At 63.9% G+C, this 20565-nt stretch carries 21 protein-coding genes; 11 read left to right on the forward strand and 10 right to left on the reverse strand.

The genetic code is table 11. The features are described from left to right. Complete coding sequence (locus tag I6F31_RS34195) at positions 1 to 543, reverse strand: DUF2059 domain-containing protein (RefSeq protein WP_036022233.1); 543 nt, start codon at positions 541 to 543, stop codon at positions 1 to 3. Further along, positions 540 to 1271 carry a ribose-5-phosphate isomerase RpiA gene (gene rpiA / locus I6F31_RS34200; RefSeq protein WP_036001558.1) on the reverse strand — a complete coding sequence of 244 codons (732 nt, stop codon included), beginning with the start codon at positions 1269 to 1271 and terminating at the stop codon, positions 540 to 542. The genes I6F31_RS34195 and rpiA overlap by 4 nt, the downstream gene beginning before the upstream one ends. Positions 1272 to 1454: 183 nt before the next feature. On the opposite strand from rpiA, the gene I6F31_RS34205 reads away from it, so the two are divergent. The 5 genes from I6F31_RS34205 to I6F31_RS34225 all read left to right on the forward strand — a co-directional run bounded on the left by I6F31_RS34205 (position 1455) and on the right by I6F31_RS34225 (position 7441). Beyond that, positions 1455 to 2162, forward strand: coding sequence for an HAD family hydrolase (locus tag I6F31_RS34205; RefSeq protein WP_225155818.1), 708 nt, complete (start codon positions 1455 to 1457; stop codon positions 2160 to 2162). A gap of 266 nt (positions 2163 to 2428) precedes the next feature. Next, complete coding sequence (gene moaA, locus I6F31_RS34210; protein ID WP_036001562.1) at positions 2429 to 3448, forward strand: GTP 3',8-cyclase MoaA; 1020 nt, start codon at positions 2429 to 2431, stop codon at positions 3446 to 3448. A gap of 169 nt (positions 3449 to 3617) precedes the next feature. After that, positions 3618 to 4199 carry a TRAP transporter small permease subunit gene (locus I6F31_RS34215; protein ID WP_036001566.1) on the forward strand — a complete coding sequence of 194 codons (582 nt, stop codon included), beginning with the start codon at positions 3618 to 3620 and terminating at the stop codon, positions 4197 to 4199. Between the two features lie 27 nt (positions 4200 to 4226). Further along, complete coding sequence (locus I6F31_RS34220; RefSeq protein WP_109144150.1) at positions 4227 to 5882, forward strand: TRAP transporter large permease subunit; 1656 nt, start codon at positions 4227 to 4229, stop codon at positions 5880 to 5882. Between the two features lie 269 nt (positions 5883 to 6151). After that, the gene (locus tag I6F31_RS34225) at positions 6152 to 7441 is read left to right on the forward strand and encodes a M20/M25/M40 family metallo-hydrolase (RefSeq protein ID WP_225146540.1); all 1290 of its coding nucleotides are present in this window, start codon (positions 6152 to 6154) and stop codon (positions 7439 to 7441) included. A gap of 90 nt (positions 7442 to 7531) precedes the next feature. Here the strand turns inward: I6F31_RS34225 and I6F31_RS34230 are convergent, their stop codons facing one another. The 4 genes from I6F31_RS34230 to I6F31_RS34245 form a co-directional block, all read right to left on the reverse strand. Then, entirely contained in the window at positions 7532 to 7828 is a 297-nt protein-coding gene (locus tag I6F31_RS34230; RefSeq protein ID WP_036034500.1) for a type II toxin-antitoxin system RelE/ParE family toxin, read from the reverse strand. Then, positions 7818 to 8093 (reverse strand): type II toxin-antitoxin system ParD family antitoxin, encoded by a 276-nt coding sequence (locus I6F31_RS34235; RefSeq protein ID WP_036022224.1) that lies wholly within the window; start codon positions 8091 to 8093, stop codon positions 7818 to 7820. Before I6F31_RS34235 ends, I6F31_RS34230 begins: the two co-directional genes overlap by 11 nt. Before the next feature lie 103 nt (positions 8094 to 8196). Continuing rightward, positions 8197 to 9486 carry an ATP-binding protein gene (locus I6F31_RS34240; protein WP_225146775.1) on the reverse strand — a complete coding sequence of 430 codons (1290 nt, stop codon included), beginning with the start codon at positions 9484 to 9486 and terminating at the stop codon, positions 8197 to 8199. Positions 9487 to 9571: 85 nt separating this feature from the next. Further along, on the reverse strand, positions 9572 to 10246 hold the full coding sequence (locus tag I6F31_RS34245) for a response regulator transcription factor (protein WP_225146539.1): 675 nt from the start codon (positions 10244 to 10246) through the stop codon (positions 9572 to 9574). A 252-nt stretch (positions 10247 to 10498) separates the two neighbouring features. On the opposite strand from I6F31_RS34245, the gene I6F31_RS34250 reads away from it, so the two are divergent. After that, the gene (locus tag I6F31_RS34250; protein ID WP_036001583.1) at positions 10499 to 10708 is read left to right on the forward strand and encodes a hypothetical protein; all 210 of its coding nucleotides are present in this window, start codon (positions 10499 to 10501) and stop codon (positions 10706 to 10708) included. A 438-nt stretch (positions 10709 to 11146) separates the two neighbouring features. On the opposite strand, the gene I6F31_RS34255 is transcribed toward I6F31_RS34250, so the two are convergent. The 4 genes from I6F31_RS34255 to I6F31_RS34270 all read right to left on the reverse strand — a co-directional run bounded on the left by I6F31_RS34255 (position 11147) and on the right by I6F31_RS34270 (position 15313). After that, entirely contained in the window at positions 11147 to 12235 is a 1089-nt protein-coding gene (locus I6F31_RS34255; RefSeq protein WP_225146538.1) for a TRAP transporter substrate-binding protein, read from the reverse strand. Positions 12236 to 12390: 155 nt separating this feature from the next. Further along, positions 12391 to 13479, reverse strand: a complete 1089-nt coding sequence (locus I6F31_RS34260) for a TRAP transporter substrate-binding protein (RefSeq protein WP_036001589.1) — start codon at positions 13477 to 13479, stop codon at positions 12391 to 12393. Between the two features lie 206 nt (positions 13480 to 13685). Beyond that, positions 13686 to 14822, reverse strand: a complete 1137-nt coding sequence (locus I6F31_RS34265; RefSeq protein ID WP_036001591.1) for an Mrp/NBP35 family ATP-binding protein — start codon at positions 14820 to 14822, stop codon at positions 13686 to 13688. 53 nt (positions 14823 to 14875) lie between these two features. Further along, positions 14876 to 15313, reverse strand: a complete 438-nt coding sequence (locus I6F31_RS34270; protein ID WP_036001594.1) for a VOC family protein — start codon at positions 15311 to 15313, stop codon at positions 14876 to 14878. Between the two features lie 182 nt (positions 15314 to 15495). On the opposite strand from I6F31_RS34270, the gene I6F31_RS34275 reads away from it, so the two are divergent. The 5 genes from I6F31_RS34275 (at position 15496) to I6F31_RS34295 (ending at position 20508) form a co-directional block, all read left to right on the forward strand. Beyond that, the gene (locus I6F31_RS34275; RefSeq protein WP_036001597.1) at positions 15496 to 16368 is read left to right on the forward strand and encodes an NAD(P)-dependent oxidoreductase; all 873 of its coding nucleotides are present in this window, start codon (positions 15496 to 15498) and stop codon (positions 16366 to 16368) included. A gap of 126 nt (positions 16369 to 16494) precedes the next feature. After that, the gene (locus tag I6F31_RS34280; protein ID WP_225126023.1) at positions 16495 to 17919 is read left to right on the forward strand and encodes a sodium:proton antiporter; all 1425 of its coding nucleotides are present in this window, start codon (positions 16495 to 16497) and stop codon (positions 17917 to 17919) included. A 162-nt stretch (positions 17920 to 18081) separates the two neighbouring features. After that, on the forward strand, positions 18082 to 19677 hold the full coding sequence (locus I6F31_RS34285) for a HAMP domain-containing sensor histidine kinase (protein ID WP_036001601.1): 1596 nt from the start codon (positions 18082 to 18084) through the stop codon (positions 19675 to 19677). 44 nt (positions 19678 to 19721) lie between these two features. Next, complete coding sequence (locus I6F31_RS34290; protein ID WP_036022214.1) at positions 19722 to 19925, forward strand: DUF1289 domain-containing protein; 204 nt, start codon at positions 19722 to 19724, stop codon at positions 19923 to 19925. 28 nt (positions 19926 to 19953) lie between these two features. Beyond that, on the forward strand, positions 19954 to 20508 hold the full coding sequence (locus I6F31_RS34295) for a TIGR02281 family clan AA aspartic protease (RefSeq protein ID WP_036001607.1): 555 nt from the start codon (positions 19954 to 19956) through the stop codon (positions 20506 to 20508). Positions 20509 to 20565 lie beyond the last annotated feature (57 nt).

Genomic DNA, 20565 nt, shown 5'->3' on the forward strand with positions numbered 1-20565 from the left:
TCAGATCTCCTTGCCACGCTTGCGCATCTCGGCACGGAAGGCGCCCATCACGGTTTCCGAGAAGTTCTGGGCCCAGCTGTTCATGAACGCCATGCTCTGCCCGATCGCGCGCGGCTCGGCATCGATCAGCTTCTTGCCCAGCGGCGACTTGTAGAAGGTGACGAGGTCCTTCAGCTCCTGCTCGGTGAACTCGCTGGCATAAATCTGCGCCATGCCTTCGCCGATCTCGCTCTGGCGGCCGTTGAGCTGCTGGGCCACGATCGGCGCGACCTCGTTGAGGTCCTTCTGGTAATTCAGGTTCTGCTGGATCAGCGCGCCCTTGGTCTTCTCGACCATGCCCGGCACGGCGCCCGCATACATCCCGGCGGCGTTCTTGATCTGCAGAATTTCCTTCGCTGCCGCAATCGCTGCGGGCGACGCCTTCGGCAGGGCCGGCGCCGCGGGAGCCTTCTGGCCCGCCTGCTGCGCGGCGACCGGGGCGGCCGAAAGGGCCAATCCCGCAGCGAGAGCCGCAGCCGGCAAGATTTTCAACACGTTCTTCATTCCTGGTCTCCTTTCGGCTTGCGCCGTTCAATCACGCGGATTCCGCCACCGCCCGCCAGAACGGCCGAGCTGGCCAAGCCGATGAACAGCCCGTGCTCGACCACACCGGGAATGGCGCTCAACGCCTTGGCGAGACCGGGGGGATCCGTAATACGTCCGAGCTGGGCATCGACGATCCAGTGGCCGCCATCGGTGACGAAAACGTGGCCGTCCTTGTCCCCGCCTTTGGCCTTGCGGACCGCCATTTGCCCGGAAACGCCGCATTCGGCAAATGCCTTTTCGATCGCGCGGCGCGTCGCACCGAGCCCGAACGGGATGACCTCGATCGGCAGCGGAAACTTGCCGAGCGTCGGCACCCATTTGCTGTCGTCGGCAATCACGATCATGCGGTCCGAGGCGGCCGCCACGATCTTCTCGCGCAACAGCGCGCCGCCACCGCCCTTGATCAGATTGAGCTCGGGATCGATCTCGTCGGCGCCGTCGATCGTGAGGTCGAGATGGTCGATCTCGTCCAGCGTCGTCAGCTTGACGCCGCAGCGTTCCGCATCGGCCCGCGTCGCCTCGGAGGTCGGCACGCCGATCACCTTGAGCCCGGCGGCAACGCGTTCGCCGAGCAGCTCGACGAAGTGCTTGGCGGTCGAGCCGGTGCCGAGCCCGAGCTGCATGCCGTCGCGCACCTCCTCCAGCGCACGCGCCGCAGCCTGCCGCTTCAACTGGTCCATGGTCACGTGTGCGCCTGCCTTGTGAAGTCTCGAACATGCGGCCGATTCCGGCCGGTTTCGGGCGCCTATGTAGCCTCGTTTTTCCCAGGAGAACAGGGCCTGGAACAGGGTCTGGGAACAGGCCTATAAGGTGATCTTATGGGCCCGCCCCTTGCGCGGATAGGACCAGGCCGGTAGCGCTTGGAAATCATGACCTTCTTCAAGACGACTTTCCCTCACACCATCGTCTTCGATCTCGACGGCACGCTTGTGGATACGGCACCCGACCTGATCACGGCCCTTAATTACGTGCTCGACCGCGAAGGCCTGCCGCCGGTGCCGATGGCCTCGGCCCGCAACATGATCGGCGCCGGTGCCCGCAAGCTGATCGAGCGGGGGCTGGAAGCGGAGGGCCGCACCGTCACGCCCGCGGACATGGACCGGATGACTGCGGATTTCATCGCGTACTATGCCGACCATATCGCGGTGGAATCTCGCCCCTTCGAGGGTCTCGAGGCCGCGCTCGACCAGTTTTCGGCGCAAGGCCACCGCCTCGCGGTCTGCACCAACAAGCTGGAATGGCTGTCGAAGCGCCTGCTGGACCAGCTCGACCTCAGCCGCCGCTTCGCGGCGATCTGCGGCGCGGACACTTTTGGCGTCCAGAAGCCCGATCCGACTATTTTTCGGGAGACGGTGGCCCGGGCCGGCGGCGACGTGAAGGCCAGCATCATGGTCGGCGATGCCGGAACCGATGTCGGTGTCGCCCGGCGGGCCGGCGTGCCCGTGATCGGGGTCAGCTTCGGCTACACCGACGTGCCGATCGCCGAGCTGAAGCCGGACCGCCTGATCCACCACATGCGCGACCTGCCGGCGGCCGCGATCAGCCTGATGACGGCAAGCAAAACAGCAACGCTTTGATAGGATTGCCATTTTCGCCGCCTCACATCCCGAATGGATGCATAGAGGGCTGACTTCACCGGCGCCGCGGGCGTTGCCGGCCGCACGCGGAACCCAGCTGCGAGCCGCACCGAACGAGCCGAAATCCCGCGCCAAGGGGGTCACATGCGTCAGTGCTGCACTCACGTATACCACCCGATTGTCCTTGCCGCGTCCGATGCTTAGATTGCGTCGACCGCACCGCTGCAGCAAAGGTGCGCCCGTCGCCATAAGTGAAGGCCTCTCGCATGACCGGATCCGCCGCATTGTCGACCCCGATGACCGATCCATTCGGGCGGACCATCACCTACTTGCGCGTCTCCGTCACCGACCGCTGCGACCTGCGCTGCTTCTACTGTATGTCCGAAGACATGACGTTCCTGCCCAAGGCGGACCTGCTGACGCTGGAGGAGCTCGATCGGCTCTGTACGGCCTTCATCGCCAAGGGCGTGAAGAAGCTGCGCCTCACCGGCGGCGAGCCCTTGGTCCGCCGCAATGTGATGTCGCTGGTGCGCTCGTTGTCGCGGCATCTGTCGAGCGGCGCGTTGAGCGAGCTGACGCTGACCACCAACGGCACCCAGCTTGCGAAGCACGCGCGGGAGCTCGCCGATTGCGGCGTCCGCCGCATCAACGTCTCGCTCGACACCCTCGATCCCAAGAAGTTTCGCGAGATCACCCGCTGGGGCGAGATCGACAAGGTGCTGGAGGGCATCGAGGCCGCGCGCGCCGCAGGGCTCGCCGTGAAGATCAACGCCGTGGCGCTGAAGAACCTCAACGAGGACGAGCTGCCTTCGCTGATGCGCTGGGCCCACGGCAAGGGCATGGGCCTGACGCTGATCGAGGTGATGCCGATGGGCGAGATCGGATCGGGCCGCATTGACCAATATCTGCCGCTGTCGCTGGTGCGCGCCCGCCTCGCCCAGCAGTTCACGCTGACGGATCTGGCCGAGAGCACCGGCGGTCCGGCCCGCTATGTCGGCGTCGCCGAGACCGGCGGCAAGCTCGGCTTCATCACGCCGATGACCCATAATTTCTGCGAATCCTGTAATCGGGTACGCATCACCTGCACCGGAACGCTGCACACCTGCCTCGGCCATGAGGATGCCTCCGATTTGCGCAAACCTCTGCGTGCATCGAGCGACGATCTATTGCTTGCGGATGCGATCGACCGCGCCATCGGGCTGAAGCCCAAGGGCCACGATTTCATCATCGACCGCCGCCACGACCGGCCCAGCGTCTCCAGGCACATGAGCGTCACCGGCGGCTAACTCCGTATAGTTGCGGCCCTATTCCCCTTAACTATCAACAAACTTCCGATTGACTGGCGGCACGCCCGCTGGTTTGGTGCGGCGGCCTCATGCCTGCGCGGCGAGATAAGCCACGCGCCATCTCGGCGCAGTCAAGACGGCCGGGGCACAATCGGGGGAGGACCTATCGTTGCAAGCGCTCCTTAAGCTGAGCAGCAGGATCGACGCGTTCACGCGCTGGACCGGCAAACGTATTGCGTGGCTGATCGTGCTCGCCGTTGTCATTTCGGCGGTCAACGCGATCATCCGCAAGACGTTCGACACCTCGTCCAATTCGTGGCTCGAGCTGCAATGGGTGCTGTTCAGCATCGTCTTCCTGCTCTGTTCGCCCTGGACGCTGCTCGACAATGAGCACATCCGCATCGACATCGTAAGCAACACGATGCCCAAGAAGGCGCGCAACGTCATCGACATCGTCGGTCACGTGTTCTTCCTCATTCCGATCTGCATCGTCATGATCGTCACGGGCGTGCCGTTCTTCCTGCGCTCCTTCCAGATCAACGAGCAATCCGGCAATGCCGGCGGCCTGCCGCAATGGCCCGCCAAAGCCCTGATCATGGTGGGGTTCGCCTTCCTTCTGGTCCAAGGCATTTCCGAGCTGATCAAGCGGATCGCGGTGATGCGCGGCTTGATACCGGACCCGCACGAATCGCAGGTGTCAGCGCTCGAAGCGGAAGTCGAGCATCTCGTTGAAGCGATCGAGAAGAAGTAGCCGTTGGCGACGGTGTAGGGGGAATCCATGACCGCATTCATCATCGCCAATATGGCGCCCATCATGTTCGTATCGCTGGTCGTCATGCTGCTGCTCGGCTATCCGGCGGCATTCTCGCTCGGCGCCGTCGGCCTGTTCTTCGCCATCATCGGCGTCGAGCTCGGCCAGTTTCACCCCGACTTCCTCCAGGCCTTGCCGGAGCGCGTCTATGGCGTGATGAACAACGACACGCTGCTCGCGATCCCCTTCTTCACCTTCATGGGATTGGTGCTGGAGCGGTCGGGCATGGCCGAGGACCTGCTCGACACGATCGGCCAGCTGTTCGGCACGATCCGCGGCGGCCTCGCCTATGCCGTGATCTTCGTCGGCGCGCTGCTCGCTGCGACCACCGGCGTGGTCGCGGCGTCCGTGATCTCGATGGGCCTGATCTCGCTGCCGATCATGCTGCGCTATGGCTATGATCGCCGCGTGGCCGCCGGTGTCATCGCCGCCTCCGGCACGCTCGCGCAAATCATTCCGCCCTCCCTCGTCCTGATCGTGATGGCCGACCAGCTCGGCAAGTCCGTCGGCGACATGTACGAAGGCGCCTTCATCCCGGGCCTCGTGCTTGCCGCCCTCTACGCCGGATACGCTTTCCTCGTCAGCATGATCTGGCCGAAGGCGGCGCCCGGCCTGCCGAAGGACGCCATCGGCTTCCGCGAGGAGAATGGCGATCGCGGCCTGGTCTCGCTCGGTGTGCTGTTTCTCGCCAGCTGCGCATTCGGATGGCTCATGATGCGCAATTCCAGCACTCGTGGCGCCGATTACGTGGTGCTCAGCATGTTCTACGGCATCATCTTCGCATTCGCCGTCGCCGTGCTGAACTGGGTGGTGGATAAGCTGACCGGATTCCGTTTCCTCTCGAAGATGGCGCAGCAGACCACCTTCGTGATGGTGCCGCCGCTGTTCCTGATCTTCCTGGTGCTGGGCACGATCTTCATCGGCATCGCCACGCCGACCGAAGGCGGTGCGATGGGTGCCGCCGGCGCCCTCATTCTCGGTGCCGTGAAGCGGCGGCTGAGCTGGGACCTGATCCGGCAGGCCACGGAATCGACCGCCAAGCTGTCGGCCTTCGTCGTGTTCATCCTGGTCGGCGCCCGCATCTTTTCGCTCACCTTTTACGGGGTCAACGGTCACGTCTGGGTCGAGCACCTGCTCACATCGCTGCCGGGCGGCCAGATCGGCTTCCTGATCTTCGTCAACGCGCTCGTATTCGTACTGGCCTTCTTCCTCGACTTCTTCGAGCTGGCCTTCATCGTGATCCCGCTACTGGGACCGGCCGCCGAGAAGCTCGGCATCGACCTGATCTGGTTCGGCGTCATTCTCGGCGTCAATATGCAGACCTCGTTCATGCACCCGCCGTTCGGATTCGCGCTGTTCTATCTCCGGTCCGTCGCGCCGAAGGAGCGATACACCGATCGGGTCACCGGCAAGCGGATGGACCCCGTCACCACCGGCCAGATCTATTGGGGTGCGGTGCCCTTCGTCGTCATCCAGATCATCATGGTCGGCCTCGTGATCGCGTTCCCGTCGATGGTGATGCACTACAAGGGCGTGCAGACGAACATCGATCCCAGCACGATCAAGATCGAGGTGCCGCAGATCGAGCTGCCTCCGCTGGATCTCGGCCCTCCGCAGAAGTAGTGCGACAACTGGTTCTAGCAGCGAGCGCCCACACCCTCTTCCCTTCTCCCCTTGTGGGAGAAGGTGGCGCGAACGCAGTTCGCGCCGGATGAGGGGTTTCTCTCCGCGCATTTTACTCGCCGTCGGACTCGCGGAGACAACCCCTCACCCGGCTTCGCTATCGCGAAGCCGCCCTCTCCCACCAGGGGAGAGGGTGCAGCACGGCCGCGTGACAAGCGCCGCGAACACAGGCATATCGGCTCCTTCTTCAACCGAAGGACTGTCCGCTCATGCCCCGATCGCACCTCGCTTCCACGTTCTTTGGAACGTTGATCGCCTCACTCTGGCTGGCATCTGCCGCAACGCTGGTGCACGCCGAGCCGGTCGCCAACGTCCATGCGCTGGCGCAGAAGGAACAGCAGCCGCTGCTCGACACGCTGCGCGATCTCGTCAACATCGAATCCGGCAGCAAGGACATCGAAGGCCTGAACCAGATCGCCGAGCGCATTGCCGGTCAGCTCAAGCAACTCGGCGGCACGGTGGAGATCCTGCAGCCGACTGACATCTATCGCCTCGACGACACCCCCGAAAAGATCGGGCCGGCCGTACACGCCGTGTTCAAGGGCACGGGGTCCAAGAAGATCATGCTGATTGCCCACATGGACACGGTGTACCTGAAGGGCATGCTGAAGGACCAGCCGTTCCGCATCGACGGCGACAAGGCCTACGGGCTCGGCATTGCCGACGACAAGCAGGGCATCGCGCTCATTCTCCATACCGTAGCATTGCTGCAGAAGCTGAACTTCAGGGATTACGGCACGCTCACAGTGCTCACGAACGGCGACGAGGAGATCTCCTCGCCCGGCTGGCGCAGCACCATCACCAAGCTCGCATCGGATCAGGACGTGGTGTTCTCGTTCGAAGGCGGCGGCGCCGACGGCACGCTGCGCCTCGCCACCAGCGGCATCGGCTCGGCCTATCTTACCGTGCATGGCAGATCGTCACATGCCGGCGCACGGCCCGAAGGCGGCGTGAATGCGCTGTACGAGCTCTCGCACCAGGTGCTGCAGATGAAGGACTTGTCCAAGCCCGAGCAGGGCCTGAAGCTGAATTGGACGGTGTCCAAGTCCGGAACCAACCGCAATGTGATCCCTGCCGAGGCGACGGCCCAGGCCGACGCGCGCGCCCTCAAGGTGTCCGACTTCGACGAGTTGCAGAAGGCGCTGCAGGACAAGATCAAAAATCGCCTGCTGCCCGATTCCAGAGTCGAGCTGAAGTTCGAGGTGCGGCGCCCGCCGCTCGAACCCAGTGAGGCCTCGCGCCGGGTGGCGGCCTATGGCAAGACGATCTATGGGGAGATCGGACTATCCCTCAAGGTCGACGAGAAGGCCATCGGCGGCGGCACCGACGCGGCTTTCGCCGCACTGCAATCCAAAGGAGCCGTGGTGGAAGGCATGGGCCTGTCGGCCTTCGGCGCGCACTCCAACGATGCCGAATATGTGCAGGTGGGCAGCATCGTGCCGCGGCTGTATCTGACGACACGCATGATCATGGACCTGTCCACCGGCAAGCTGAAATAGCGGCTCGGTCGCCGCGTTTCACTTTCAGGCTTGCCGCCCTCCACGGCGAACGAGACCGAGCGAAGCTGTTCCGTCAGGAACAGGAAGCGTTCAGAGATCGTCTTCGAAATGACGTCCGGCATATGCGATTGTGACGATCTCGACCTCTGTCTTCAGGACACGGAACGCGATCGTCACGCGCCGCTCGAATCCGACGGTACGCAGACCTGGAAGAAGATCGTCGCGACTGGTCCCACGTTTGGGAAAGGTGGCGAGAGCCATGCATGCCTTCTCGATACGGTCGATATAGCCGCCTGCAATTCGGTAGCCGGCACGTTCTGCGATGTACTCGTAAAGGCCGACCAGATCGGCCTCCGCCTCCGGTCGGAATACGACCTTAAGTGCCACGCTTGGCTGCCTTCACGTTTCTGGCGTGACGAGTCCGCAGGCGTTTGAAAACGTCGCTCGCAGCAACGCTTGGGCGAGGATCCTGGACCGAAGCTTGGACCTTGGCGGCCAGATATTCGTCAAGCGCGGCATCCTGACGATCGAGGGCGCGGAGGGCCGAGCGCATGACTTCGCTGGCAGAGGCATATTCGCCTGACTTCAGGCGGGCTTCCAGGCTCGCGCGCTGCGGGCCAAGAGTCACGGTGATCGGCTTGCTGGTCCGCATGTGGTTCCCCTTCAGTGCTCTACAACGCAAGATATGACAGTGTCATACATACCTCAAGCGCCATCCGGGCCTCCCTGCTCCGCGCACGGGAAAAGGTGCATTGTCATTGCCGGGCCAGTTCCTCCCCCATCGTGACCTTGTCCGCCAGCCGAAACCGCAGCGTGAACTCCGCACCGCCGCCGGGCAGGTTCTCCACCGACACCGTGGCGGCGTGATCATCCGCCACGGCGCGCACGATCGAGAGCCCCAGCCCCGCGCCGTCACTGCGCCGGCGGTCGGCGCGCCAGAAGCGCTGGAAGATCAGCTCGCGCTCAGCCTCCGCGATCCCCGGGCCGGAATCGCGCACCTGCACCGAACCGTCCTCCCCCACCTCGACCTCGACGGTGGTGCCCTCCGCCGTGAACTTGATGGCGTTTTCGGCAAGATTGAACACCGCGCGCTGCAGCATCTCCGAATTGCCGTGGATCAGGACCGGTGCTTCGGTGCCCTTCAGCGCGATGTCCTTGCGTTGCGCGATCGCGAACGGAGCGATCGAGCCGACCACCTCGGCACAGACGGCGCGCAAATCCGCGGTCTCGCCGGGATCGAGCACCAGGGTGTCGAGCTCGGCGATCTCAAGCAGTTGGGCGACGATCCGGCTCATCGCCTCGATGTCGGCATGCAGCGCCCGCCGTTCCGCGCCGTCGCCGAGCGTCTCGATCCGCGTGCGCAGGATCGCCAGCGGCGTGCGCAATTGATGCGCGGCATCCGCCGTGAACTGCCGCTGCACGCGAAAGCCGGCCTCGAGGCGGTCGAGCGCCTGGTTCACGGCGGTGACCAGCGGCACGATCTCGCGCGGAATCTGCTCGGTCGGCAGGCGAATGTCGGTGCGTGCAGGGCCGATGTTGCTGGCCTCCTGGGAGGCCTTCCACAACGGCGCGATCGCGCGGCGGAAGATGATGATGTCGATGGCAAGCAGGACCAGGAGGATCGGGACGGTGATCCACCCGACCCGCCGAAAAAAGTTCGAGACGATATCGTCGATGATGACGTCCCGGTGGGCCAGATCCTCGGCAACCTGGATGCGCACCGTCTTGCCGGCAACGTCTCGCGTGACGCTGGCGCCGGAGACGGTGTCGGAGAAACGGGAGGGCGCCGTCGCGGCGGAACGCCGGTGGGAGGAGAACAGCAACCTTCCGTCGGCATCGCGAATGTCGAACTGGTAGCGGCCGTAGGCGTCCGAATAAAGCCCCTTGAGGCTGTCGGGCAGGTTGAAGGTCAACGTGCCGTCCGGCTGCGCGACGATGCGCTCCGCCAGCACCTCGGCCTGCGCGCGCATGGCATCGCGATGCAGCTGGTCGATCTCGGAGTTGAGCAGCCAGAACAACACCAGCGGCAGGAAGATCGCGACCATCGCGACCGCGACGATGTGCAGAAACACGATGCGCGAGATCAGCGATTTGAAGGTCAGCGATCCGGCACGGCCCGCGGCGGGCACGCTATTTCTCCTCGGTCATGAGATAGCCGACGCCACGGATCGTATGGATCACGACCTTGGCGCCGTGTTCAGTCAGCTGCTTGCGCAGCCGCGACACGTAGACCTCGATCGCATTGGAGGCGACGTCGCCTTCGAGACCGAAGATGTGGTCCTCGACGTTCTTCTTCGGTACCACCCGCCCCTGCCGGCGCAGCAGGATCTCGAGCACCGAGGTCTCGCGCGCGGAGATGATCCGCGGCTGGTCGTCGACGAAGATCTGCCGGCTCTCGGTGTCGTAGACGAGGTTGGCGAGAGTGAGCGAGCGGCCGAGCAACTGGCCGGGGCGGCGCAGGATGGCCTCCAGCCGCGCCACCAGCTCCTCCATCGCGAACGGTTTTGCCAAATAGTCGTCGGCGCCGCTGCGCAGGCCGGTGACGCGGTCCTGCAAGCCGCCGCGCGCGGTCAGCACCAGCACCGGCAGCGGCTCCATCTTGAGGCGCAGCTCGCGCAGCACCGACAGGCCGTCGCCGTCGGGCAGGCCGAGGTCGAGGATCATCGCGGCATAGTTCACGCAGCTCACCGCCTCGCGCGCCTCGGCCGCGCTGCCCACGATGTCGCTCTCATAGCCGGCTGCGGCCAGCCCACCGGCCACGAGCCGCGACAGCTCGGCATTGTCCTCGACGATCAGAAGCCGCATCGCATATCCGCTGGACGTTCCTGATACCGCACCGCTCGCGCCGCATCTGCGCTCTTTTCCAGCATTCGGGGCGCCGCGGCCAGCGAAAAAGCGCCGAATAGCCTCTCCTTGTCAGGTCAGTGTAAGCCAGCGCTGCGCATGAACCCGGTCATCGACCACATGATCATCGCCGGCCGAAGATTGACCCACGGAACATTCGTTTTGGCGTGTCGTTAAATCCAAGCGCTCAGGATGAGCGCCTGGAGGAGCCCGATGTCGTATTTTCCATCTGGCGAAGACCAAGCCTTCCGCATTTGCAAGGTGCTCGCCGACGTCTTCTGCGCGATCCTGCTCGGCACCTTTTCGATCGTGTTCTTCGGCTGGATCGGCGGAATTGTCGCCTTCGTCATTCTCGAAGCTGCCCTGCTCGGGCTCGACTGGCTCATGCCAAGCGCAAGAGACGCAGCAGGCGTCGTTCGCTAGCCGCGCTTCCGATGCTCGGCAGCCGACCGATGGTCCGCCTCTGGCGGCAAATAAGCTCGGCTGCTACGACTCAGCTTGCCCCAACGCGCGGACCTTTCCATTACGACGCGCGCCGGCACTAACGGAAAAGGACATCGACCAGGCCTTGCGCAGCGCTCTTTGAGTTTCATCGGGATCGAAGCGCATCGGGGGCATCGTTCAGCGCCACGATTTCGGATCGGGCGATGATGCATGTCTACCACTGTTTTGCCCGACGGGTCAAAAATTTCGGTAATTTCGCAATCGCTCGTGGTAACGAAGTCAAGTCATTGATGTCGCTGCCCCGGTCTACTGTGCATGGGGTTGTTTTCGATGTTTTGGTTGGACGCCCTCCCAACAGTAGCGACAACGCCCCGGAGTCTTTCGCTCCGGGGCGTGCCGCATTCGATCGGGACGCGATCAGCTCTGCGAGCGCCGCGCCATGAAGATGTCGTAGCCGACCTCGGCCACCTGGAACCAGGAATAGCCGTCGCTCGTGAACTTGGCGAGCGAGTCGTTCACCTTCTTGAAGTTCGGATTGGTCGCAGCGACTTCGGCGTGCAGCTCCTTGGCCGCCTTGTAGCAGGCATCCATGATCGCGGGCGAGAAGGCGTGCAGCTTGGTGCCGCCGGCGAGCAGCTTCCTCAGCGCCAGCGGATTGGCGTTGTCGTAGCGCGCCATCATGTAATTGTTGGCGTAGTGGCCGGCCTGCTCCAGCACGCTCTGGTAATATTTCGGCAGCGCGTTCCACTTGTCGAGGTTGACGAAAGCCATCAGCATCGGACCGCCTTCCCACCAGCCGGGATAGTAGTAGTGCGGCGCGATCTTGTAGAAGCCGAGCTTCTCGTCGTCATAAGGCCCGACCCATTCGGCGGCGTCGATCGTGCCCTTCTCCAGCGCCGGATAGATGTCACCGCCGGCGAGCTGCTGCGGCACCACGCCGAGCTTCTGGAGCACGCGGCCGGTGAAGCCGCCGATGCGGAACTTCATGCCCTTGAGATCGTCGGGCGTGTTGACCTCTTTCCTGAACCAGCCGCCCATCTGGCAACCGGTATTGCCCGCGAGCAGCGAGATGACGTTGTAGCCCTTGTAGAACTCGTTGAGCACATCGCGGCCGCCGCCGAGCATGTACCAGGCCTGATTGATGCGCATGTTGGGACCGAACGGCACGGCCGATCCGAAGGTGAAGGTCGGGTCCTTGCCGAAATAATAATAGGACGCGGTATGGCCGATCTCGCAGGTGCCGTTCTGCACGGCGTCGAGCACCTGCAGGCCCGGCACGATCTCGCCGGCCGCGAAGATCTGGATCTGGAATTTGTTGTCGGTCGCCTCGGCGACCATCTTGCACATCATCTCGGCGCCGCCAAACAGCGTGTCGAGCGATTTCGGCCAGCTCGTCGGCATGCGCCATTTGATTTCCGGCATCGACTGCGCGATCGCGGGAGCCGCGAGCGTGGCGGCGCCGGCCGCGCCAAGTCCTGTGACCTTGATGAAGTCTCTTCTCTTCATGATTTCCTACCCTGATGGATCTGATTGTGGAGCCTTCTTTGCGAGGCTTGCCGACAGCATGGAACATCACGGGACCGAATGCCATCCCGATCGCAAAGAAAAAGCCCGGCCTCCTGGGGAGGCCGGGCTAGTGGTCTTACGACCTAAGCCGGAGATCAGCCGCGGGTGCGCGAGCGGATCATGAAGCTGTCGTAGGTATATTCGGCAACCTGCCACCACAGATATTCGTCGGAGCGGTAGGCCTGCATGGAATCGATGGCCTTCTTGAAGTCGGCGTTCTTGCCGGAGACCTCGGCCCACAGCTCGTTGGTCGCCTTGAGGCAGGCTTCCAGCACCTCGTTGGTGAACGGACGAAGCTGGGTGCCGCCGGCGACCAGGCGCTTCAGCGCCGCCGGGTTCTGCATGTCGTAGCGCGCGGCCATCCAGCTGTTGGCGTTCGCCGTCGCGTTGGTGAGGATCGCCTGGTAGCTCTTCGGCAGCGCATTGAACTTTTCCAGGTTGGCGAAGGCGTGGACGGTCGGACCGCCCTCCCAGAAGCCCGGATAATAGTAGTACTTGGCGACCTTGGCGAAGCCGAGCTTCTCGTCATCGTAGGGGCCGACCCACTCGGCGGCGTCGATGGTGCCCTTCTCCAGCGCGGGATAGATGTCGCCGCCGGCGAGCTGCTGCGGCACGACGCCGACCTTCTGCAGCACCTGGCCGGCGATGCCGCCGATGCGCATCTTGAGGCCAGAGAGGTCGGCAACGGTCTTGATCTCCTTGCGGAACCAGCCGCCCATCTGGGTACCGGTGTTGCCGCAGGGGAAGCCGATCACGTTCGACTTCTTGAAGAACTCGTTCGCGAGCTCGTTGCCGCCGCCCTGATACAGCCACGAATTCTGCTGGCGCGCATTGAGGCCGAACGGCACCGAGGCGAAGATCGCGAAGGTGGGGTCCTTGCCGACGTAATAGTACGAGACGGTGTGGCACATATCGACCGTGCCGTTCGAGGTCGCATCGAGCGCCTGGAGGCCGGGGACGATTTCGCCGGCGGCGAACACCTGAATCTGGAACTTGTTGTCAGTCATCTCGGCGACGTACTTCGCCACCTGCTCGGCGCCGCCATAGATGGTGTCGAGCGACTTCGGGAAGCTCGAAGTCAGGCGCCACTTCACCTCGGGCGAGGACTGTGCGATCGCCGGCGAGGCCACCGCGGTCGCCGCCGCGCCTGCTGCCGACACTTTGAGAAAATCACGACGCTTCATCTTCAGGTCTCTCCTTGCTGGGGCGTTTCCCCTTGACTTCTCTTCTTGCCGCCGCTCGTTCCGGCGACGCGTTGAGGTCGCGTCGAACCGAAGGGGCTTGACTGCGGGGGGCCTTTAACACGGCCAGCCCGGTTTCGGAACGCGACAATGGCATGACGGGGCTCTACGAAAGTCGCATGCCCCGGAGCCTGCCGCGGTGCCCCCATTCAGGCCGCGGCGATGACACCCTTGAGCTGGTCCCGGACCTGGCCGGCAATGGCGCGGTAGATCGCCGCATGAGGGCCGTCCGGCTCGCTGTCGACCACGGGATTGCCGGCGTCCGAGGTGGCGCGAATCGCCATGTGCAGGGGGATCTCGCCCAGGAATGGGACGCCGAGCTTCTCGGCCTCGTGCCGCGCCCCGCCATGGCCGAAAATATCCGACTTGGTGCCGCAATGCGGACATTGGAAGTAGCTCATATTCTCGACGATGCCGAGCACGGGCACGTTGACCTTCTTGAACATGGCAAGCCCCCGCCGCGCATCGATCAGGGACAGGTCCTGCGGGGTCGAGACGATCACGGCCCCCTTGAGCGGCACGTTCTGCGCCAGCGTGAGCTGGGCATCGCCGGTGCCCGGCGGCATGTCGACGACCAGCACATCGAGCTTGCCCCATTCGACGTCGCGCAGCATCTGCGTCACCGCCGACATCACCATCGGGCCGCGCCAGATCATCGCGGTCTCCTCCTCGACCAGGAAGCCGATCGACATGATGGCGAGCCCGAAGCGCCGAAGCGGAATCATCTTGCGCTCGTCGTTCAGCTCCGGCTTGTCGCGCAGGCCCGTCAGGCGCGGCACCGAGGGGCCGTAGATATCGGCGTCGAGCAGCCCGACCTTGAGGCCGAGGTCGCGCAGGCCGAGCGCCAGATTGAGCGCCGTGGTCGACTTTCCGACGCCGCCCTTGCCGGAGGCGACCGCGATTACGGCGGCAACGCCGGGAATTTCCGATTGCCGCGCCATCGGCGACCCCCCGCCCTGGGGCGGCTTGTGGGCATGGGCCGGCTGCACGCCGGGCGTGCCGCGGCTCGGCTGCGGGGGTGGCGGCGGCGCGGAGCCCGGCTTGCGCTCGGCGGTCAGCGCCACCATGACGGTGGTGACACCGGGAATGCTGCGCACGGCGGCTTCCGCTTCGGCCCGGACGGATTCCCAGGCTCTTGCCTCGGCGGCGTCGACATTGATCGAGAAGAATACCTTGCCGTCGGAGGCGCTGATCGCGCTCAGCACATTGGCATGGGGGAGCGCGACCCCGCGGGGCGACTGGACCCTGGCGAGGCTATCGAGAACCTGTTGCTGCGTCACGCTCAAAGCGCATCTCCTGCAGTTGAGGATGCCCCATTAGAGCGGAAACGCCCAAAAGGCTACTGTCTGCCGATATCGTCCGCCTTTTCGGCCGGCGCCGCCCCCTGCTCCAGGGCGGCCTCGTAGTTCAGCTCGATCATGACCCCGTTGGGGTCGTGGACGAAGATCTGCCAGAGATCGCCACCGGGCACCTGGCGGGCCTCGAACTTGATCTTCTTTGACGCCAGCCGCTGTTTCATACCGTCAAAGCCGCGACTGGCGAAGGCGACATGGTGGACAACGCCGGAATCCGGCTTTTGTGGCTCGTCGGTCGGGGAAATGTCGACGAGGTGAACCACCGGCCTGCCCTCGCTGTACATCCAGGCGCCCGGGAAGGCGAAGTTCGGCCGCGCGCCTTTTTCCAGGCCCAGCACGTCTTCGTAGAAGCGGACGGTCTCGGCCAGATTCCGGGTCCGGATGTTGAAATGATCGAGGACGCCTACGCTCACGCCGCCCATGCTCTCGCTCCCTTGTTTTGAAGTCCTTGGGTCGCCACCCTAGCACGGCAGGCCGCCAAACGAAGCCGTTGCCCTCTGGCCTCAAGGGTTTATGGTGCGCCTCCGGTCCGCCCTCACCGCGGAACCCAGGCATCCCTCGCTTGGCAAGAACCGTAAACCCGAACTACGGACAAGGTACCACTATGGCTAAAGTCGCTTTCCTCGGTCTTGGCGTGATGGGCTTCCCCATGGCCGGACACCTCGTGAAAAAAGGGGGCCATGAGGTCACCGTCTACAACCGCACCGCGGCGAAGGCGAAGGAATGGGCGGACAAGTTCGGCGGCAAGACCGCACCGACCCCGAAGGCCGCCGCCGAGGGTCAGGATTTCGTGATGTGCTGCGTCGGCAACGACAACGATCTGCGCGCGGTCACGATCGGCCCCGACGGCGCCTTCGCCGGCATGAAGAAGGGTGCGACCTTCGTCGACCACACCACTGCCTCCGCCGAGGTCGCCCGTGAGCTCGACGCAGCCGCGACCAAGGCCGGCTTCAAATTCGTCGACGCCCCCGTCTCCGGCGGCCAGGCCGGCGCCGAAAACGGCGTGCTGACGGTGATGTGCGGCGGCGCGCAGGACGCCTATTCCGGCGCCGAGCCGATCATCACGGGCGCCTATGCGCGGATGTGCAAGCTGCTCGGGCCCGCCGGAAGCGGCCAGCTGACCAAGATGGTCAACCAGATTTGCATCGCCGGTCTGGTGCAGGGCCTCTCCGAAGGCATCCATTTCGCCAAGAAGAGCGGCCTGGACGTCGCCGCAGTGATCGAGACCATCTCGAAAGGGGCCGCCCAGTCCTGGCAAATGGAGAACCGCTACAAGACCATGAACGAGGACAAGTACGATTTCGGCTTCGCGGTCGAATGGATGCGCAAGGACCTCTCGATCGCGCTGGCCGAAGCCCGCCGCAACGGCGCCAATCTGCCGGTGACCGCGCTCGTCGATCAGTTTTATTCCGAGGTCGAGAAGATGGGCGGCAAGCGCTGGGATACGTCGAGCCTGCTCGCACGCCTGCAACGCTGACGCTCTGTTGCGGCCTGGTTCGGCGTAGCCGGCTTTGAACGTCGTCGCGACATCCGTCGCGACGGCGTTCCGTAAAGCGCGCCGACCGAAACAATCATAGACTTCCGGGGGGAAGCCTTGCCTAACGTGATCGCCGCCGTCCTTGCTGTTGTTGCGCGCCTGTTCCCGGTCGCGCTCCTGGCCCTGCTGGCATCACCTTCGCAGGCGCTTGCCGCATCGCTCGATGGTGCCAGCATTGGCCCGCAATGGGCACTTCCATTCGCGGGGATGCTGCTCTCGATCGCCATATTTCCGCTCGCCGCGCCTCACTTCTGGGAGCATCACCAAGGCAAGATTGCCGCGATGTGGGCCACCCTGATCGCGCTGCCGCTTGCAATCTGGTACGGCCCGCTTCCAACCGTCCAAGCGCTCGTTCATACGGCGCTGCTCGAATACGTCCCGTTCATTCTGCTGCTCCTCGCCCTGTTTACCGTCGCCGGCGGAATCGTGGTGCGCGGCAATCTTCACGGCTCCCCCGTCCTGAATACGCTGCTGCTCGCTCTCGGCACTCTGATCGCGAGCGTCATCGGCACGACCGGCGCCTCAATGGTCATGATCCGACCGGTGATCCGCGCCAATGACGATCGGCGGCACAACGCGCACGTCGTGATCTTCTTCATCTTTCTGGTGTCCAACATCGGCGGTTCGCTCTCCCCCCTTGGAGATCCCCCGTTGTTTCTGGGGTTCCTGCGCGGCGTGGATTTTTTCTGGACGACGACACACCTGCTTCCCCAGACCACGTTCGCGGCCTGGATTCTGCTCGCCCTGTTCTTTTGCATCGATACTTATCTCTATCGCAAGGAAGGCCGCGTCAAACCGGACCCAACTCCGGACAATCCCTTGCGGATCAGCGGCGGCCTCAACTTCGCTTTGATGGGAGTCATCATCGCTGCGATCCTCTTGAGTGCCAAGCTCGACCTCGGCGGATTTGAAGTTCTCGGCACGCATCTCCAGGTGCAGAATCTCCTGCGCGATGCCGTGATGATCGGAGTCGTGTTCGCATCTCTCGCCGTCACCTCGAAGGAGGACCACGACGCGAACGGCTTCTCTTGGGGCCCGATGATCGAAGTGGCAAAGCTGTTTGCCGCGATCTTCATCACCATCATTCCCGTGCTCGCGATTCTCAACGCCGGCAAATCCGGCGCGTTTGCCTCCGTCGTAAACATGGTCACCAACGCAGACGGCACGCCGAACAATGCCGCATATTTCTGGTTGACCGGCCTGCTCTCATCCTTTCTCGACAATGCGCCGACCTATCTGGTCTTCTTTGAACTTGCCGGAGGCGACGCCAAGCATCTGATGACGAACGGCGCCTTGACCCTTGCCGCGATTTCCGCCGGTGCGGTGTTCATGGGCGCAAACTCCTACATCGGCAACGCGCCCAATTTCATGGTGTACGCAATTGCCCGAGCGAGTGGTGTCGCAATGCCCGGCTTCTTCGGATACATGGCCTGGACCTCCGTCCTGCTGCTGCCGGTCTTCGGGTTGGTCACGCTCGTTTTCTTCAGATGATTGAAGCGCGGGTTGATGAAAGCGGCCGCCCGGACTGCGTATGAATTAACGTTCGGTTAACGTAATTCTTTAGCTCCTTAAGTCAGCTCTTAAGGATTTCTTGCCAGAGATAGACAATGCAGAAAGCCCGCGTCCGGCGTGGGCAGGAATCCGTGTTGCTTGATGAGTAACCCCGCTGAAAAGCCCGAGGTCGTGCAGCTTCCGGCCGAGCCGGTGAGCGCGCCATCGGCGAGCAGCCGAAGGGCTGCGGCGCAGCGGGTGCGCGAGGCGCGCGACAAGTTAACGTCGACCAGTGGAACCCGGCCGGCTTTCGACGCCGAGATGCTGCGGCAATACGCCCAGACCCGGCTGTCCGCCTCCTATGTCGTGATGCTCCTGGTGGTGGCGACCGGCGTGCTGTTCGGGCTATGGATGCAGCCGATCCCGGCCGCGGCCTGGACCGCGGGCATGCTCTGCATCCACAGCGCCATGATCCGCAGCTGCCGGCGCTTCCTGACCGAGCCCGCCTCTCCGGCCGCGACACGCGCATGGCGGACGCGCTTCGTCGTGCTCGACCTGCTCTATGGCCTGTGCTGGATGGCGATCCTGATCCATCCCGTGCTCGACATGGTCACCGAAACGCTGATGATGTTCTTGATGCTGCTGGTGATCGCAGTATCGAGCATGCTCGCGGCCAATCTGCCGATCGCAGCCCTCGCCGCCACGGCGCCGGTCGCGGTTGCGATGGCGCTGAGCTTCGTGACGACCGGATCGCTGGACAATTACATCCTGGCAGCGCTGTCGCTCGCCGCCGAAGGCTATTTCGTGCTGCTGGCGCACCGCCTGCACTCCTCCACCTTCGCCACGCTGGAAGCACGTGCGGAAAAGGACGCGCTGATCGGCGAGCTGGAGCAGGCCAAGGCAATCTCGGACGAAGCGCGCCACCGCGCCGAAGCCGCCAACGTCGCCAAGTCGCGCTTCCTCGCGCAGATGAGCCACGAGCTGCGGACGCCGCTGAACGCCATCCTCGGCTTCTCAGAGGTCATGAAGAGCGAGATTTTCGGCGCGCATGCGGTACCGGTCTACAAGGAATATTCCGCCGACATCCATAATTCCGGCGTGCACCTGCTCAACCTGATCAACGAGATCCTCGATCTGTCACGGATCGAAGCCGGCCGTTACGAGCTCAACGAGGAGGCGGTGTCCCTGGTCGGCATCGTCGCCGATTGCCATCATCTGATGAAGCTGCGTGCCTCGAGCCGCGGCATCACCATCCACGAAGTGTTCGAGCAGGCGATGCCGCGGCTCTGGGCCGACGAGCGCGCGATCCGCCAGGTCGTGCTCAACCTGCTCTCCAACTCGATCAAGTTCACCCCGCAGGGCGGCGAGATCTGGCTCAAGGCCGGCTGGACCGCCTCCGGCGGACAATATCTCTCGGTGAGGGATTCCGGCTCCGGCATACCCGAGGACGAGATCCCGGTCGTGCTCGCCTCGTTCGGCCAGGGCTCCAATTCGATCAAGTCGGCTGAACAGGGCGCCGGCCTCGGCCTGCCGATCGCCAAGAACCTGATCGACCTGCACGGTGGCACGTTCACGTTGAAATCGAAGCTGCGCATCGGCACCGAGGTGATCGTCACATTCCCGCCGGAGCGCGTGATGAGCGCGCTTGCCCCACTCTCGGACGATTCTCCACCGCTCCAGCCGGAGAGCTCCGTCGTGCCGGACGAGAAACGTCGGCCGCGGCACAAGCCGATCATGAGTGCCGGCACAGGCTCTTAACGAGATGCTTGCAGACATGCCCGATCATCCCTCACTATGTCCGTATGAGCAAAGAAACGCCGTGCGTCGCCGTGTGCATGATCGATCCCAAGACCAAGCTGTGCTTCGGCTGCGGCCGCACCTTGCCGGAGATCGCACGCTGGCACGCCATGGAGAGCGCGGACCGGCGCGCGATCATGGCCCTCTTGCCGGAGCGCATGACGGAAGCCGGACTAGTGCCGATCGCTGGATCCCCAAAGCACGTCTGATCCGCCTGCGTGCCCTTGGAGGCGCGCGATGATCCGCTTCCTGCTCGTCCTGATCATGCTCGCCGGCACGGCAGGTGCCGTCGTCGCCTATGGCGATCCCGACCAGATCGCGCGCGCCAGCCACAAGGTCTCGCATATTTTTCGCGCACAAGCCGCCTCCCCGGCGCCGGCCGTGCAGATCCCGCGTGGCCAGGGCGGCGAATTCACGCTGCGCGCGAAGATCAACGGCGTCACTGCGCCGATGGTGATCGATACCGGCGCGACGTCGGTGGTGCTGACCTGGGAAACCGCAAGGGCGATCGGGCTGCCGCTCGAGATGCTTGAATACGACGTCGATCTCGAGACCGCAGGCGGCCACACCAAGGCAGCGCGGCTCACGCTCGACCGTCTCGCCGTCGGCAAGCTGGTCGAGAAGTCGGTGCCGGCCCTCGTCGTGCAGCGCGGCCAGATGAAGACCAATCTGCTCGGCATGAGCTTCCTCGACCGGCTGGAAAGCTGGGGCGTGCGCGCCGACACGCTGATGCTGACAGGGTATCCGGAGCAGCAGCGCAGTCCCCGCCGCGCGCGTACGGCGGTCGACTAAAGCGCGATGCGATTAGGATGAATCGTCTCGCGCTTTAGGCTGTTGTTTGAACATGAT

Source organism: Bradyrhizobium sp. NBAIM01, from assembly GCF_020194115.1.
Classification (GTDB): Bacteria; Pseudomonadota; Alphaproteobacteria; order Rhizobiales; family Xanthobacteraceae; genus Bradyrhizobium; species Bradyrhizobium yuanmingense.

Excerpts from the sequence above, each read along its gene's own strand:
- I6F31_RS34195 (WP_036022233.1), bottom strand. The coding sequence starts at position 543 with ATGAAGAACGTGTTGAAAATCTTGCCGGCTGCGGCTCTCGCTGCGGGA.
- I6F31_RS34205 (WP_225155818.1), top strand. The coding sequence starts at position 1,455 with ATGACCTTCTTCAAGACGACTTTCCCTCACACCATCGTCTTCGATCTC.
- moaA (WP_036001562.1), top strand. The coding sequence starts at position 2,429 with ATGACCGGATCCGCCGCATTGTCGACCCCGATGACCGATCCATTCGGG.
- I6F31_RS34220 (WP_109144150.1), top strand. The coding sequence starts at position 4,227 with ATGACCGCATTCATCATCGCCAATATGGCGCCCATCATGTTCGTATCG.
- I6F31_RS34225 (WP_225146540.1), top strand. The coding sequence starts at position 6,152 with ATGCCCCGATCGCACCTCGCTTCCACGTTCTTTGGAACGTTGATCGCC.
- I6F31_RS34235 (WP_036022224.1), bottom strand. The coding sequence starts at position 8,093 with ATGCGGACCAGCAAGCCGATCACCGTGACTCTTGGCCCGCAGCGCGCG.
- I6F31_RS34240 (WP_225146775.1), bottom strand. The coding sequence starts at position 9,486 with ATGGTCGCGATCTTCCTGCCGCTGGTGTTGTTCTGGCTGCTCAACTCC.
- I6F31_RS34245 (WP_225146539.1), bottom strand. The coding sequence starts at position 10,246 with ATGCGGCTTCTGATCGTCGAGGACAATGCCGAGCTGTCGCGGCTCGTG.
- I6F31_RS34250 (WP_036001583.1), top strand. The coding sequence starts at position 10,499 with ATGTCGTATTTTCCATCTGGCGAAGACCAAGCCTTCCGCATTTGCAAG.
- I6F31_RS34255 (WP_225146538.1), bottom strand. The coding sequence starts at position 12,235 with ATGAAGAGAAGAGACTTCATCAAGGTCACAGGACTTGGCGCGGCCGGC.
- I6F31_RS34260 (WP_036001589.1), bottom strand. The coding sequence starts at position 13,479 with ATGAAGCGTCGTGATTTTCTCAAAGTGTCGGCAGCAGGCGCGGCGGCG.
- I6F31_RS34270 (WP_036001594.1), bottom strand. The coding sequence starts at position 15,313 with ATGGGCGGCGTGAGCGTAGGCGTCCTCGATCATTTCAACATCCGGACC.
- I6F31_RS34275 (WP_036001597.1), top strand. The coding sequence starts at position 15,496 with ATGGCTAAAGTCGCTTTCCTCGGTCTTGGCGTGATGGGCTTCCCCATG.
- I6F31_RS34285 (WP_036001601.1), top strand. The coding sequence starts at position 18,082 with ATGAGTAACCCCGCTGAAAAGCCCGAGGTCGTGCAGCTTCCGGCCGAG.
- I6F31_RS34290 (WP_036022214.1), top strand. The coding sequence starts at position 19,722 with ATGAGCAAAGAAACGCCGTGCGTCGCCGTGTGCATGATCGATCCCAAG.
- I6F31_RS34295 (WP_036001607.1), top strand. The coding sequence starts at position 19,954 with ATGATCCGCTTCCTGCTCGTCCTGATCATGCTCGCCGGCACGGCAGGT.